This window comes from Paraburkholderia sp. BCC1884 (assembly GCF_900996225.1).
Lineage (GTDB): Bacteria > Pseudomonadota > Gammaproteobacteria > Burkholderiales > Burkholderiaceae > Paraburkholderia.
The window spans coordinates 307,813-322,891 of sequence record NZ_CAAJGL010000090.1 but is presented as its reverse complement, the minus strand read 5'-3'; the positions used below and the strand labels follow the sequence as shown (position 1 = coordinate 322,891).

Annotated in this window: 15 protein-coding genes; 9 read left to right on the top strand and 6 right to left on the bottom strand. The window is 61.5% G+C overall.

The features are described 5' to 3' along the window. Window positions 1–47 precede the first annotated feature (47 nt). The 5 genes from FQ705_RS20305 (at window position 48) to FQ705_RS20285 (ending at window position 5,117) form a co-directional block, all read left to right on the top strand. Entirely contained in the window at window positions 48–1,163 is a 1,116-nt protein-coding gene (locus tag FQ705_RS20305) for a YbdK family carboxylate-amine ligase (protein WP_144143843.1), read from the top strand. Between the two features lie 538 nt (window positions 1,164–1,701). Then, window positions 1,702–2,340 (top strand): MarR family winged helix-turn-helix transcriptional regulator, encoded by a 639-nt coding sequence (locus FQ705_RS20300; protein WP_144143842.1) that lies wholly within the window; start codon window positions 1,702–1,704, stop codon window positions 2,338–2,340. A 123-nt stretch (window positions 2,341–2,463) separates the two neighbouring features. Next, the gene (locus tag FQ705_RS20295; RefSeq protein ID WP_144143841.1) at window positions 2,464–3,177 is read left to right on the top strand and encodes a glutamine amidotransferase; all 714 of its coding nucleotides are present in this window, start codon (window positions 2,464–2,466) and stop codon (window positions 3,175–3,177) included. A 74-nt stretch (window positions 3,178–3,251) separates the two neighbouring features. Then, window positions 3,252–4,364, top strand: a complete 1,113-nt coding sequence (locus tag FQ705_RS20290; RefSeq protein ID WP_144143840.1) for an NADH:flavin oxidoreductase/NADH oxidase — start codon at window positions 3,252–3,254, stop codon at window positions 4,362–4,364. Between the two features lie 222 nt (window positions 4,365–4,586). Then, window positions 4,587–5,117, top strand: coding sequence for an SET domain-containing protein (locus tag FQ705_RS20285; RefSeq protein WP_144143839.1), 531 nt, complete (start codon window positions 4,587–4,589; stop codon window positions 5,115–5,117). A gap of 63 nt (window positions 5,118–5,180) precedes the next feature. Here the strand turns inward: FQ705_RS20285 and FQ705_RS20280 are convergent, their stop codons facing one another. Then, window positions 5,181–6,683, bottom strand: coding sequence for a sensor histidine kinase (locus FQ705_RS20280; protein ID WP_144143838.1), 1,503 nt, complete (start codon window positions 6,681–6,683; stop codon window positions 5,181–5,183). 132 nt (window positions 6,684–6,815) lie between these two features. Next, a complete protein-coding gene (locus tag FQ705_RS20275) occupies window positions 6,816–7,502 on the bottom strand; it encodes a response regulator transcription factor (protein ID WP_006050820.1) in 687 nt (228 codons plus the stop codon). 147 nt (window positions 7,503–7,649) lie between these two features. Between FQ705_RS20275 and FQ705_RS20270 the strand changes: the two genes are divergently transcribed. Then, window positions 7,650–7,874, top strand: coding sequence for a DUF3717 domain-containing protein (locus tag FQ705_RS20270; protein WP_144143837.1), 225 nt, complete (start codon window positions 7,650–7,652; stop codon window positions 7,872–7,874). Window positions 7,875–7,979: 105 nt separating this feature from the next. Here the strand turns inward: FQ705_RS20270 and FQ705_RS20265 are convergent, their stop codons facing one another. Next, entirely contained in the window at window positions 7,980–8,270 is a 291-nt protein-coding gene (locus FQ705_RS20265; protein ID WP_144143836.1) for a 4a-hydroxytetrahydrobiopterin dehydratase, read from the bottom strand. Between the two features lie 77 nt (window positions 8,271–8,347). Then, a complete protein-coding gene (phhA, locus tag FQ705_RS20260) occupies window positions 8,348–9,238 on the bottom strand; it encodes a phenylalanine 4-monooxygenase (protein ID WP_222105663.1) in 891 nt (296 codons plus the stop codon). Between the two features lie 146 nt (window positions 9,239–9,384). Between phhA and FQ705_RS20255 the strand changes: the two genes are divergently transcribed. Beyond that, the gene (locus FQ705_RS20255; RefSeq protein ID WP_144144352.1) at window positions 9,385–9,876 is read left to right on the top strand and encodes an Lrp/AsnC family transcriptional regulator; all 492 of its coding nucleotides are present in this window, start codon (window positions 9,385–9,387) and stop codon (window positions 9,874–9,876) included. Between the two features lie 36 nt (window positions 9,877–9,912). Here FQ705_RS20255 and FQ705_RS20250 read toward each other — a convergent pair whose 3' ends face one another. Together FQ705_RS20250 and FQ705_RS20245 are read right to left on the bottom strand one after the other, a co-directional pair. Next, the gene (locus tag FQ705_RS20250) at window positions 9,913–10,449 is read right to left on the bottom strand and encodes a class IV adenylate cyclase (protein ID WP_144143834.1); all 537 of its coding nucleotides are present in this window, start codon (window positions 10,447–10,449) and stop codon (window positions 9,913–9,915) included. A gap of 249 nt (window positions 10,450–10,698) precedes the next feature. Continuing rightward, complete coding sequence (locus tag FQ705_RS20245) at window positions 10,699–11,598, bottom strand: LysR family transcriptional regulator (protein ID WP_144143833.1); 900 nt, start codon at window positions 11,596–11,598, stop codon at window positions 10,699–10,701. A gap of 141 nt (window positions 11,599–11,739) precedes the next feature. Between FQ705_RS20245 and FQ705_RS20240 the strand changes: the two genes are divergently transcribed. Both FQ705_RS20240 and FQ705_RS20235 read left to right on the top strand, forming a co-directional pair. Next, a complete protein-coding gene (locus tag FQ705_RS20240; RefSeq protein WP_144143832.1) occupies window positions 11,740–13,278 on the top strand; it encodes a CoA-acylating methylmalonate-semialdehyde dehydrogenase in 1,539 nt (512 codons plus the stop codon). A gap of 77 nt (window positions 13,279–13,355) precedes the next feature. Next, a complete protein-coding gene (locus FQ705_RS20235; protein ID WP_144143831.1) occupies window positions 13,356–15,071 on the top strand; it encodes a GMC family oxidoreductase in 1,716 nt (571 codons plus the stop codon). Window positions 15,072–15,079 lie beyond the last annotated feature (8 nt).

Below are 15,079 nucleotides of genomic sequence, written 5' to 3'. Positions count from 1 at the left end.
GGCCGGACACGTGAATACGATCCGGCCGACCTGACTCAGGGGACGCCATGTCACTCGAACCCTTCATCGATTCGAAACCGTTCACTTTCGGTGTCGAACTCGAGATGCAGATCGTCAATACGCACGACTATGATCTGACCAAAGCTGGCTCGGATCTGCTGCGCCTCATCAAGGATGAAAAAATCCCCGGCAACATCACGCCGGAAATCACCGAAAGCATGATCGAGTTGTCGACCGGCATTTGCACGACGCATGAGCAGGCGGTCACCGATTTGCGCAAGATTCGCGACACGCTGGTGTCGGCGGCGGATCATCTGAACGTCGGTTTGTGCGGCGGCGGCACGCATGCGTTCCAGCAATGGAGCGAACGGCAGATCGTCGACACGCCGCGCTTTCAATACCTTTCCGAGTTGTACGGTTATCTCGCCAAGCAATTCACGGTGTTCGGCCAGCACGTGCACATCGGCTGCCCCGATCCGAACAGCGCGCTGTATCTGCTGCATTCGATGTCGCGCTTCATTCCGCATTTCATCGCGTTGTCTGCCTCGTCGCCGTTCGTACAAGGTGTGGATACCGGATTTCATTCGGCACGCCTGAATTCCGTGTTCGCGTTTCCGCTGTCGGGCCGTGCGCCGTTCGTGCTGACGTGGGACAGTTTCGAAGAGTATTTTTCGAAGATGGTCCACACGGGTGTGGTCAACAGCATGAAGGACTTTTACTGGGACATCCGGCCGAAGCCAGGTTTCGGCACGATCGAAGTCCGCGTGATGGACACGCCCTTGTCGGTAGATCGCGCGGCGGCCATTGCCTGCTACATCCAGACGCTCGCCCGGCATCTGCTGCTCGACAAACCGATCACGCCGCAAGAAGATGATTACCTCGTGTACACGTTCAACCGTTTCGAGGCATGCCGCTTCGGTCTGGCCGGCACCTGCATCAATCCGCAGACGGGCGAACGCAAAACGATTTCCGAAGACATCCTCGAAACACTCGACCGGATTGCGCCGCATGCCGAAGCGTTGGGCTCGGGCAAAGCGCTTGCCGAAATCGGCGCGATCGCGCGTGGTCAGGTCAACGACGCGACCTGGTTGCGTGGCGTCGTCGAACGGGAAAAGTCCTTGCACGAGGCGGTACGCCAGCAGTGTTTGCAGTGGCGCGCGTAGCCGAAACCGGTAAGGTGCTCGTGAATTCGTAAGGAAACCCGCGCTACGCGGGTTTTTTTTCGTAATTAAAATTTCCAGTTCGCGTTCTCTTAGGTTTTTATAGATTTAACGTATACAAACGTAGTAGTAGTTAACAAGCACCGCCCTGGCCTGTGGACAACTGAATAATTCCCTGCAAAGTCAACGCGCTGCGTAAACCATAACTGGGTGGATCGGAGCGGCTTGTGCGTCGTTGGACAAGGACAACTCAGGCGGGTGTGAAGCGGTTCGCAGGCTTATTAAGAATCGGCACACAGGCAGTCCCGATGTTTTCCCATGGTTATCCACAGCTTGCCTTGGATAAGTTAGCTGTACGATTCGCCGCTCTCGCATAGAATGTCGTTTTCGTCGCCTTGGCTTGCGAGGCGTTGAATTTTTGAGATAGTAGAAAACCGTCTTGTCCGCAGTTGGGCAGGGCTACCCCACACAGGCTACGGGCGCGGTCGGTTAGCGGTTGACCGGCAACGTACCAACGCTGTAAATAAACGAATCGAAGATTATGAGCGAAGGCGTATACGGAGAACAGGCGACCGGGCGAGTGACCCACAGCCTATTGCGATTGAGCACGGCGATGCGAAGCCAGGCTTGGGAATGGGCGGAAGGCGCAGGCCTTACCCCGACTCAAGGCGAAATCCTGGTCTTGCTGATGCAGCGCAAAGGCCCGATGCGTCTTGGTGAAATTGCTCGCGAAACGGCGCTGACCGCCGCGACCACCAGCGATGCAGTGAGCACGCTCGAAACCAAGGGTCTGGTCGAAAAGCGCCGCGCGCTCGACGACGGTCGCGCCCTCGCAGTCCGCCTGACGGCGCGTGGCCGCACGGCTGCAAAGCGTGCCGCACAATGGCCGGACTTCCTGGCAAAAGCGGTCGGCACGCTGCGTGACGACGAACAGGCCATCTTCTACCGCACGTTGCTCAAGACGGTTCATCAGCTGGAAGCGCAAGGTACGATTCCGTCGCACCGCATGTGCCTGAGCTGCTCGCACTTCGAGCCGAGCAAGAATCCGAAGAAGACGCCGCATCACTGCGCGCTGCTCGATCTGAACATGTCGGACACGGATCTGCGTCTCGATTGCTCGGTGTACGAAGTGGCCGACGTCGCCACCCAGAAGAAGACCTGGAAGATCTTCGCCCAATAAGGCGGCTTCCGGGACAATCCGCTACACTGCCAAGCCGGTTTGGCGGGCGGCACTTGCCGCCTGTCAGCTGCTTCGTGCCGCGTAGCGGCAAGTCTTTAGTCAACCTGAAGGTGGGTCAGGCCGATGAATCGCGAAGTTCTGGCCATTCGCCATGTGCACTTCGAGGATCTGGGCAGTCTCGAGCTGGTGCTCGGTGAGCGCGGGTGCCCGGTCCGTTATCTCGATGTCGGTTTCGCCCGCATCGAGGCGCCGAATCCCGTCGCCGCATCGTTGATGGTGATCCTCGGCGGCCCGATCAGCGCGACCGACGACGCGCTTTATCCGTCGCTCGTGCCGCTGCTTTCCATGATCGAAAAGCGTATTGCGGCTGGCTTGCCGACCTTGGGCATCTGCCTCGGCGCTCAACTGATCGCGCGTGCGCTCGGCGCGCGCGTCTATCCCGCTGGCCATACCGAACTCGGCTGGACGCCGCTTACCCTGACCGACGCCGGCCGCGCTTCGCCGCTGCGTCATCTGGATGGCGCGCAGACTTCCATGCTGCATTGGCACGGCGATACGTTCGATCTGCCCGACAACGCCACACGCCTCGCTTCGACGCCGGCTTGCGAAAATCAGGCATTCACGTGGGGCAATCACGTCCTCGGATTGCAGTGTCATCCGGAGATTCGTACGGATCGCTTCGAGCCCTGGCTGATCGGCAATGCCGGCGAACTCGTCAGCCATGGTATCGATGCGCGTCAATTGCGGGCCGAGACGGCGCAATTCGGCCCCGCGCTTGAAGCCGCCGCCTGCCGTATGTTCGGCGAATGGCTCGATCAGGTCGAAGCGAAACCCTGAGCAGGCGTGCGCCTGCAGTAAATCATGCGCGGTGCTATGCTCGTTCGCTCTCGGGTTTTCACTGGGCGTAATCCATGAGCGCGCTATTTTCTCCGCTCACGCTGCGTAGCGTGACGCTTCCCAATCGTATCGTCGTGTCCCCGATGTGCCAGTATTCCGCCGAGCGTGGCGAGGCCACCGCGTGGCACATGATCCATCTCGGTTCCATGGCGTTATCCGGCGCCGGCATGTTGTGCATCGAGGCGACTTCGGTTGAACCCGACGGCCGCATCACCCCTGGCGATCTGGGCTTGTGGGACGACGCAACCGAAGCCGCGCTCGTGCCGGTGCTGGCCGCGATCCGCAAGCATTCGCATGTCAAGGTGGCCATGCAGTTGTCGCACGCAGGGCGCAAGGCTTCGAGCCATGCGCCTTGGGAAGGTGGCCAGCTGATTCCGGTTGCGCAAGGCGGGTGGCTACCGCACGCGCCGTCCGCGCTGCCGCACAAAGCCGGCGAAGAACCGCCGCTTGCGCTCGACACAGCTGGGCTGAACCGCATACGCGAAGCCTTCGCAGCATCGGCACGGCGTGCGGCGCACCTCGGCATCGACGCGCTGGAAGTTCACGCCGCGCATGGTTATCTGCTGCATCAATTTCTCTCGCCGCTCGCCAATCAGCGCAGCGATGAATACGGTGGCTCGCTCGAAAACCGCATGCGTTTTCCGCTCGAGATTTTCGATATCGTGCGCGCTGCATTCCCCGCCGACAAACCCGTCGGTGTGCGCGTCTCGGCGACCGATTGGGTCGACGGCGGCTGGACGCTCGAGGAAACCATTGCGTTTGCGCAGGAGTTGAAGAAGCGCGGCTGCGACTGGATCGACGTATCGTCCGGCGGTGTCTCGCCGTTGCAAAAGATTCCGCTTGAGCCGGGTTATCAGATTCCGTTTGCGCATGCGGTCAAGCAGGCAACCGGTCTGGTCACGATCGGCGTCGGCCTGATTACCGATCCGCTGCACGCCGAGCAACTCATCGAAGAGGGCGATGCCGATCTGATCGCGCTAGCCCGCGCGTTGCTCTATAACCCGCGCTGGCCGTGGCATGCCGCGGCGCAACTCGGCGCAACGGTCGAAGCGCCGCCGCAGTACTGGCGCTCGCAACCGCGCGAGCAAAAGGCGCTGTTCGGCGACATTTCGTTCGGACAACGGTGAAGCGGCTCACACGCCTCACGGGCTGACGTCTTTTTGACGGTTGAAGGAAGCCGTCTTGAACGTGTAGGATGCCGGTTGTGACGCATGAGCGTTGCACAGGTTGACGCGGCGCTCGCAAGGCGCCGCGTTTGCTATCCGCGTCAGAAAAAAGCAGCGCGCGAGACGTGAGCGTGTCTGACGGTTGCCGGACTTCACCCCCAGTTCTTCACAAGGATTCATTCAATGAGTTCACGCAGGATCGCCGTGCGCCGTTCGGGTGTGCACGGCAAAGGCGTGTTTGCCGTCGAACCGATCAAGGCCGGCGCGCGCCTGATCGAATACAAGGGCGAGCGGATCTCCTGGAAGGAAGCGTTGCGCCGTCATCCGCACAATCCGGCCGAGCCGAATCACACGTTCTATTTCGCGCTGGATAGCGGCAAGGTGATCGACGGCAAGGTAGACGGCAACAGCGCGCGCTGGATCAACCATTCGTGCGCGCCTAACTGCGAAGCCGAGGAAATCGACGGTCACGTGTACGTGCATGCGTTGCGCGACATCGCGGAAGGCGAGGAAGTCTTTTACGACTACGGCCTCGTGATCGACGCGCGTCAGACCAAGAAGCTGAAGAAGGAATACGAATGCCGTTGCGGCGCGCGCAAGTGCCGCGGCACGATGCTGGCGCCGCCGGAGAAAGAGAAGGCCAAGGGCGAAGCCAAGGCCGGCAAGTCGGCGAAGAAAGCCGGAACGCCGGCTAAGAAAGCGAAGAAGAAATGAAGTACGGACCGCCGCGCTCGATCACATGAGTGACGGCGAGGTGGTCCGCGTAGCACCGAAACCTCAGATATCCACCGGCGCCGACAGCGCCTTTTTTTTCGCCTGGCGTTGGGCTTCGGCGCTGGCTTCGTTCTGCACGCTGACAGGCAGAAGTGGAATGCGCACGATGAAACGGGCGCCGCCTTCCGGCGCGTCTTCGTAATGCACGCTGCCGCGGTGCAGCACCATGATGTCGTGGACGATCGCGAGGCCGAGACCGGCGCCGCTGTCCACGCCGGCATCGGTCTGACCGTCGCCACGGAAGAAACGTTTGAAGAGATCCACCTGCTGCATGTGCGGCACGCCCGGCCCGTTATCCTCGACGATGATCTCGGCCATCCGCACTTCGTCGATCACCGTTTGCGACACGGTCACCGTGATGCGGCCGCCGTCGAAGCGCGAGGGCGGCACGTACTTCAGCGCGTTATCCAGCAGATTGGCGATGACTTCGTGCAGCAACACGGGATTGCCGCGCGCCATCAGAGGATGAGCGTTGGTGGGGTCGTCGAGGCGCTGGAAACCGAGATCGACTTGGAAGCCCAAGGCGCGCGGCACCCACTCCGCGCCGGTATCGAACGCGAGCGCGGCCATATCCACATTGACGAAGCGCGCGGCCTGTTCACCCGGCTCGGCGCGCGCCAGCGACAACAGTTGATTTGACAGTCGTACCGCGCGATCGGCCGCGGCGCGCAGTTCGCGCACGGCGACGAGGGTTTGCTGCGGGTCGCGCGCGACGGCGGCCTGTTCCGCATGCAACTTGACGGCAGTGAGCGGCGTGCGTAGTTGATGCGCGGCATCGGCGATAAATTTGCGCTGTGCATCGAGCGCGGACTTCAGGCGATCGAGCAGCGCGTTCAGCGCACCGGTCAGCGGCCGGATTTCAACCGGCACATAGGTTTCGTCCACCGGTTCGAGCGAGGTGTGGGTCTGCCGGTTTAGCGAGTCGGCGAGATCGGTGAGCGGATTGAGCTGCTGATTGACGACGCGCCACACGATCACCCAGCCCGCCAGCAACAGCAGCAACAGCGGCATCATGATCGCGACAAGAAACTCGGCAGCGATCTGAAAGCGGTGATGCACGGGCTGACCGACTTCGACGACGATCGGATTGCCGGTAGGTTGATCGACCCGCACCTGCGCCACGCGTACGGTGACGCCCTGATGCTGCGTTTCGAACACGTACGCGTAGTGCATACGACGCACGCTGGTGCCTTGCAGCGGCAAGTTATGGTCGCCGGCAATTTCCGTGTCGCCGTTGCTGATACGGTAGACCAGCTGTTCGACGGGGTCCGAGAACATGGCCTGCGCGAGCGGCGGCACGGTAACGCGTGCGTTAGGGCCAGCAATCTGGATCTGCTTGGAGATCGCGGTGGCGAGGTCGGCGAGCGAGCGGTCGACCACGTGCTGGGTGTACTGCCACGCGAGCCAGTAGGCGATCAGGCCGCTCATGAGCGCGAGCAGGGAGAGGGGAGCAGCTAGGCGCCGCAGCAGCGTGCGGCGCAGACTATTGGCGGCCGGCTGAGGCATGATCGAACGCACGGAAAAGGGCAACGGCGGGAGCGCCGTGAAATTCCGCCGGAAGCCGGCACGTTGCGCAGTGGATGCGCGGTGCCGGCCCGGCGCCGTCAGGCCGCATGGAGATGGCGGCCTTCATGACGATTATGCGGCCTGGCGGATTTCCTGCAACAGGTAACCGAAGCCGCGCACCGTGACGATCTCGACACGGCAGCTCTCGAGCTTTTTACGCACCCGGTGCACGTAGACTTCGATCGCGGTGTCGCCGAGATCGCCGCCGAAATGCGTCAGATGGTCTTGCAGTTGCGCTTTGCTGACCACACGGCCATGACGCAGCAGCAGCATTTCGAGCACCGCGAACTCGCGCGGCGACAGTTCGAGCGGCTTGTCGTCGTTGAAAATACGGCGGTCGACGCCCGACAGACGCACACCGCCCAGCGACACTTCCGGACGCGGCATATCGCCGTGCGGACCGCTGCGGCGCATCACTGCGCGGATGCGTGCTTCGAGTTCGGTGGGTTCGAACGGCTTCAGCATGTAGTCGTCGGCGCCGGAATTCAGGCCTTGAACACGGTCGTTCAACTCGTCGCGCGCGGTGAGGATGATCACCGGCGTATGACGATTGCTCTGACGGAAACGCGCGAGCAAGGTCATGCCGTCGATGCCGGGCAAGCCCAGATCGAGGATCACCAGCTCATGACGATTTTGCGTGAGGGCCTGCTCGGCGAAAATGCCGTCGTGGACCATGTCGACGGTAAAGCCGGCTTGTTCGAGACTGCTTTGGATGCCGCGTGCGATGGGACGGTCATCTTCGATCAGAAGGAGTCGCATGGATTTCGCTCAAGTACAATGGGTTAGGCGTTTGGGGCAAGCGGTTCGCCGGGGCGCCTGCTGCACAGCAGCGAGCAAGGTGACCATGCCTGACTGGCAGAAACCGGCCACGATGCAGCCATCGAGCAGCCCTGGAATCACGAAGTCATGTCCGAGATAAGCATTCACGAACTGGAAGCCGCGATCAACTTCTGGCGCGCCCGCTCACCTTCGAGCGGCGACGAACTCGTTCTGTGCAAGGAGGCAAGCGCGCTCTCCAAGCCGTATGCGCTGATGATTGTACAGCGTCAGCAGACGCTATCGCCGGATCGTTTAGACGGGATTGCCAGGCAAGCGTGGGAATCTTACGTGCGCCTTAATAATAGCCTGTAGAACTGAAGGTTTGGCCACCGGCTTGCCTGCAATGCCCTTTCACGGCGGTCCCATTGTTCAACGCGCAGCGCATAAACACGGCTGAAACGGCATGGGTCGTTTGTATTACGCCGTAATACTATCGATGAAGCGGGCCAGTTTGATGTCCCGCTCGGTCACACCATTGGCCTCGTGCGTGGCCAGCGTGATCTCCACCTTGTTGTACACATTGAACCACTCGGGATGGTGATCCATCTCCTGCGCCTTGATCGCCACGCGCGTCATGAAACCAAATGCCTCGTTGAAGTCGGCGAACTGGAACTGACGCTGGATCGCGTCGCGGCCCGCTGCGGCTTGCCAGCCGTGCAACCCGGCAATCTGCACGGCGCATTCTTCGGAAGTCAGTTTGTGAATCATGGTGCTACCTCGTCGATCGGCTGGTTGATTTCGTATTTTTTCACGGATACCGGTAGCCTGCTTTCGCATCGGTCCCGTCAGATATCCCCGTCGGTTTGCCAGCCCTCCTGCGATCCGCGCGTGATGATGTGATCGCCATCGAGCACGTCGCCGGCCGCGTGGGCGGGTTCGGCCGCGAGCCTTGCCAGCAGCGGCGCGAAATCCGTTTGCGTGACGCCGAACAGCTGGGCGAAGTCGTCGATTACGAAGTAGGTTTTCTGGAACGTGTCGATACGGTAACGCGTACGCATCACGCGTTCGAGATCGAAGCCGATGCGATTCGGCGCCGCGCTTTGCTGACTGTAGATTGTCTCGCCTTTGCTGGAGACAATGCCCGCGCCGTAGATCTTCACGCCGTTAGGACTGACCGCGTCGCGGATCAGGCCGAACTCGACTGTGTACCAATAGAGGCGTGCGAGCAGCGGCAGGGCGCCGGCATGGTCGGCGGCCAGCGCTGCGCGGCCATACGCGTGCATGTAGTCGGCGAACACGGGGTTGATCAATAGCGGCACGTGGCCGAACAGATCGTGGAAGCAGTCCGGTTCCTGCAGATAATCGAGCTGATCGGGACGGCGCATCCACCAGGTCACCGGGAAACGACGATTTGCCAGATGCTCGAAAAACACGTGATCCGGTACGAGGCCTGGCACGGCGACGATGCGCCAACCCGTGGCAGGTGTGAGCTTCGCGTTGATTTCGTCGAATGAGGGCACGCGGTCGGACGGCATGCCGATGCGATCGACACCCGCCAGAAACTCGTCGCACACGCGGCCTTTGAGCAACTCTGTTTGCCGTGCATAGAGCTGCTTCCAGACGGCGTGATCGACCGCGCAGTAGCGTTCGGTCGGCTGGTCGATGGTGAAGTCGGCGCGGGTTTCCAGGCCGGCGTCGAATTGTTCTTTGAGTCTGACGGTGTTAACGGTGGACATGGTGCTGCGCTCTACGTGACGGCAGTGAAAAATCGATGCTGCGAGTGTAGAGCGGCCAACGTGCGGAAAGGGCGCAATAATGTCGCTGTGGCGCGTGAATATGCAATAATCGTGCATCAAATGACGATTTAATGCGGGGTATTCACATGCTGGAACTGGATCACTTCGATCTCGCGCTGCTGGACGTGCTTCAGCGCTTCGGGCGCGCTACCCATCAGCAACTGGCGGAGCAGGTGCCGCTGTCACCATCGCAGATCGGACGGCGACTGCAGCGGCTCGAACAAGTAGGCGTCGTGGATGGCTATCGGGTGGTCCTGCGTCCGGAAAAGCTTGGACTCGGCGTCACCGCTTTCACGAGTCTCAAGTTGAAGCACCACGGCGATTCGATCATCGAGCAATTCCAGCAACAGATCGAGGTGCTGCCCGAAGTGCTGGAATGTCACGCGGTAGTGGGCGACGCCGACTATCTGTTGCGCATTGTCGCGCCCGATCTGAATTATCTGTCGACGTTCGTGATGAAGAAGTTGATGCGTGTGCCCGGCGTAGACAGTGTGCGTTCGAATATCGTGCTCACCACGTTCAAGCGCAACGGGCCGCTGCCGCTCGGCCATCTTTCGCCGGGAACCGCCGCCGTCTGAGGCGGCGGCTTCTTCGGTAAAGCGTATCGCGCTGCCTTATGCCGCCTGCTTCGATTCGCTGCCGGGGCTCAGCAGATCGACGTAGGCGAGCGCCACCAGATCCGACTCCGGTACGCCAAGGCTCGCGAACATCGCGTGCGCTTCGGCATGAGCGCCTTCTTCGTCGTCATCCTGGGCAAGCACGACTTCGAGTTCGACGAAGTCGCCCAGTCCGTCCACGCGGTCCAGATGAATCCGCGTGCGGCCGGTCAGATACACATGCCGTTCCTTCGTGACGATGCCGCGCGTGGTCAGCGCGGTGGCGAGCAGCGCGTGCATGGCTTCCGGGTTGGTCACGGGGCTGCGCGTGTAGTACGAAGCGGTCGGACCGTCACGGTCGTCGCGCTGATAGAAAATCAGCTCGGCAGGCGTGCCGTCGTCGAATTGGCGCAGTTTCAGACGTCCGCGCGGCACGTCGTAGAAAAAGTCCTGCTGGCGGAAGATCAGCGGCGCATCGGGCGCGAGTTCGGCCGCGCGTTCGCGCAGTTGCTCGAAATGCGGGGCGCGAGCTTTGATTTCAATGTTGCGTGCCATGTCAGGCTCCTGTCTGGGAATGGAGTGGCCGGCGGCTTCCGGTGTTGCCGGGCGAAGCTGCCGGGAAGGACTAAGTCAAACGGAACAGAAAGGGATGCGAGGCGAGGCCGGCGCGTGAGCGCGAACCCTCAATCTAACAAAATCTGCGTGACGGTGTCGTTTCAGATGGTGACAGCGGGCCTTGCTCTCATGAGAGCGGCTCATATCGCGTTGCAGCAAGCATCGGCACGACGCCGGGCATTCGTGCCTTCACGTCGCCCATTGCTGCTCGATCAGCTTCAACGCCGCGGCGATCGCTGGCTCGTCCTTGCGCGCGTCGAGTGTGATGAAGCTGAGCTGGGTCGGCACGGTAATGCCTTCGACGATGGTCAGCGCGTGCGCATGCGCCTCCGCAATGGCCGTCGCGTCGCGCGCAAGCGTCAGACCGACGCCCGATTTGACCAGATCGAGCATCGACGGCTCCTGGTCCACTTCCGCCACTTTCAACGGCTTCACGCCGGCCTCGGCGAAGCAGCGCGACAGCAAGCGATTATGCGCGGACGCGGGCGGCGTCCAGATCCACGGCAGCGTGGCGAGGGCGCGCCAGTCGCGCACGCCTTTGACGCGGTCTTTCCACCCCGGCGGCGCCAGCACGCGGTACTGGAACTGGGTGAGCGTGACTGCGTGGAAGGCGGGGCCGTCGCGCGCCTCGTCGTCGGACGGCAAGCCGATGTAATAGCCGACGTCGAGTTCGCCCGCCCGCACCTGCTCCAGCACCCAGCCTGACATGCCATGCCGCAAAGCCGTTTCGATACGCGGCCAGGTCTCCACCAGTTGCTTGAGAAAGCCGCCCAGCCGCAGAAACGCCGGGTCGAGGATCGTGCCGATTCGCAGTCGTCCGCTTACCTCCTGACGCAGTGACTGCGCCGCGCGCTGCACGTCGTTGGCGGCGCCCAGCGCGCGCTCGGCGTGGGGCAGCAGTGTCTGGCCGTCGCGTGTGAGCGAAAGTCCATGCGACGTCCGCGTGAACAAGGTGACACCTAGCGTTTCCTGCAAGTGCTTGATTTGCAGGCTGACGGCGGGTTGCGTCAGATGTAGTTGCACCGCAGCACGCGTGAGGTTGCCCTCGCGCGCGACGGTAACGAACGCCCGTAGCAGAGTCAGATCCATATCCTGATATTAGCCCGGCTTATAGCGCAGTTGAGCATTACTCATTGGATTTGTCTCGATAAAGCGCCGTACGCTCGCCGTTCGGCACGCCTTTGCGACGCTTCGAGCGCCGGGCGGAAGATTTCTCAGGAAGAGGACGACATGAGCGAGACAGATCAGGATGTGGTGCAGCAGAGTCAGACCGGCGCACACGCGCTGACGCATTTCGTCAACGGCAAGACGATCGAGGGCACGAGCGGCCGCTTCGGCGATGTCTTCAATCCCGCGCTCGGCAGTGTGAGCGCGCGCGTGCCGCTTGCAAGCGTCGCCGAAGTGGATGCTGCAGTCGCTGCGGCGCAAGCCGCGTTTCCCGCATGGAGCGAAACCGCGCCGATCAAACGGGCCCGCGTGATGTTCAGGTTCAAGGAATTGCTCGACCGTCACCACGACGAACTCGCGGAGTTGATCACGCGCGAGCACGGCAAGGTGTTCTCGGATGCGAAGGGCGAGGTGATGCGCGGCATCGAGATCGTCGAGTTCGCGTGCGGCATTCCGAATCTGTTGAAGACCGACTTTACCGACCAGATCGGCGGAGGCATCGACAACTGGAATCTGCGTCAGCCGCTCGGCGTGGTCGCCGGCATTACGCCTTTCAATTTTCCGATGATGGTGCCGTGCTGGATGTTCCCCGTGGCGATTGCTTGCGGCAACACCTTCGTGCTGAAACCGTCCGAGCGTGATCCTTCGTGCGCAAATCGGCTTGCCGGGTTGCTGAAGGAAGCCGGCTTGCCGGATGGCGTGTTCAACGTCGTGCACGGTGACAAGGTGGCCGTCGACGCCTTGCTCGAGCACCCGCAAGTGAGCGCGCTGTCGTTTGTCGGCTCGACGCCGATTGCCGAATATATCTACACGGAAGGCACGAAACGCGGCAAGCGGGTCCAGGCGTTGGGCGGAGCGAAGAATCATCTGGTCGTGATGCCGGACGCGGATCTCGATCAGGCGGTCGATGCCCTGATCGGCGCCGCGTACGGATCGGCCGGCGAACGCTGCATGGCGATTTCGGTGGCTGTCGCCGTGGGCCATATCGCCGATGAGTTGATCGAGCGACTCACGCCGCGCGTGAAGAGCCTGAAGATTCTCAACGGCATGGAGTCGGACGCCGAGATGGGTCCGCTCGTGACAGCGGTGCATCGCGACAAGGTGGTGGGCTATATCGATGCGGGCATCGCAGCAGGTGCAAAGCTGGTGGTCGACGGGCGTGGTCATCAGGTAAGCGGTCACGAGAAGGGCTTCTTCCTGGGCGGCACCTTATTCGACGACGTGTCGACCGACATGAAAATCTATCGCGAAGAAATTTTCGGGCCCGTGCTGTGCGTGGTACGTGTGCCGGATTTTGCATCCGCGGTGGAGTTGATCAACGGCAACGAGTTTGCCAACGGCGTGTCGCTCTTCACTTCCGACGGCGGTGTGGCTCGCGCGTTTTCGCGGCAGATCCAGATCGGTATGGTTGGCATCAACGTGCCGATTCCAGTACCGATGGCATGGCATTCGTTCGGCGGCTGGAAGCGTTCGCTGTTCGGCGATCATCACGCCTACGGTGAAGAAGGCGTGCGCTTTTATACGCGCTACAAAAGCATCATGCAGCGGTGGCCGGACAGTATTGCGAAGGGTGCGGAGTTCACCATGCCCGTCGCCAAATAAAAAACAGATAAAGCATGACGCCGCACTTCATTCTCGATGGAGTGCGGCTTGAAGAAAAAAGATCAGGAGACGAAACCATGAGCTACGCCCAAAGTACGCCTGCGTCGAACCGGCGCCTCGAAGGCGAATTCGATTACGTGATCGTGGGTGCGGGTACGGCGGGGTGTGTGCTGGCCAATCGCCTGACCCAGGACCCCGACATTCAGGTTCTGCTGCTCGAAGCGGGTGGCAAGGACGATTACCACTGGATTCACGTCCCCGTCGGCTACCTTTATTGCATCGGCAATCCGCGCACGGACTGGCTCTATAAAACCCAGGCGGAAACAGGCTTGAACGGCCGCTCGCTGTCGTATCCACGTGGCCGTGTGTTGGGCGGCAGTTCGTCGATCAACGGCATGATCTACATGCGCGGCCAGCGCGAAGATTACGACGAATGGGCACGCGTCACGAACGACGCGTCGTGGTCGTGGAACTCGGTTCTGCCGGTCTTCAAACGCAGCGAAGATCATCACGCCGGCGCGAGCGAATCGCATGGCGCGGGTGGTCCATGGCGTGTCGAAAAGCAGCGCCTGAAATGGAAGATTCTCGAAGAGTTCTCACGCGCCGCGCAGGAGACCGGCATCCCCGCAACCGAAGATTTCAATCGTGGCGATAACACGGGCGTTGGCTATTTCGACGTCAATCAGAAGCGCGGGATTCGCTGGAATGCCTCAAAGGCGTTTTTGCGGCCTGCGCTCAGGCGGCCGAATCTCACGGTGATTACCGGCGCGCAAACACAACGCGTCGTTTTCGAAGGACGTCGCTGCACCGGCGTCGAATATCGCGGCGAGAACATCGACTATCTCGCCAAGGCTCGCTGCGAAGTGATCCTCTGCGCGGGCGCGGTGAATTCGCCGCAATTGCTCGAACTCTCGGGCATCGGCAATGGGGCGCGGCTGCAGAATCTCGGTATCGATGTCGTCAACGATCTGCGCGGCGTCGGCGAAAATTTTCAGGACCATCTGCAATTGCGTATGGCCTATAAGGTCGACGGCGTGCGCACACTCAATACGGCGTCCGCGCATTGGTGGGGCAAGCTGATGATCGGCATGCAGTACGCGCTGTTTCAAAGCGGGCCGATGTCGATGTCGCCTTCGCAACTCGGCGCGTTTGCCAAATCCGATCCCGACGATCGCTCGCTCACGCGTCCCGATCTCGAGTATCACGTGCAGCCGCTTTCGCTCGATCGTTTCGGCGAGCCGCTGCATCGCTTCAATGCATTCACGGCCTCGGTGTGCCAGTTGCGTCCCACTTCGCGCGGCAGCATTCACATCGAATCCGCCGATGCCTCAGCGCCACCGTTGATCGCACCGAACTATCTCTCCACCGATTACGACCGGCACGTCGCCGCCAACGCGCTGCGAGTCACGCGCCGGATTGCCGCGGCGCCCGCGTTGTCGCGCTATCGGCCGCAGGAGATTTTGCCGGGCATCCAGTATCAGACGGAAGAAGAGCTGCAACAGGCCGCAGGCGCGGTCGGTACGACCATCTTTCACCCGGTCGGCACCTGTCGCATGGGGACGATCGACGATCCGGGCGCGGTGGTCGATAACCGGCTGCGTGTGATCGGCGTCGACGGCTTGCGGGTGGTCGACGCATCGGTGATGCCGAATATCACCTCGGGCAACACCAATTCGCCGACGCTGATGATCGCCGAACGAGCCAGCGACATGATCCGCGAGGATCGGCGTGCGCGCGTGGGCGGCAGCCGGACGGCGCAGACCGGCGCGGCCGTGACCATGTCGGCGGTGTGACAGCCGAC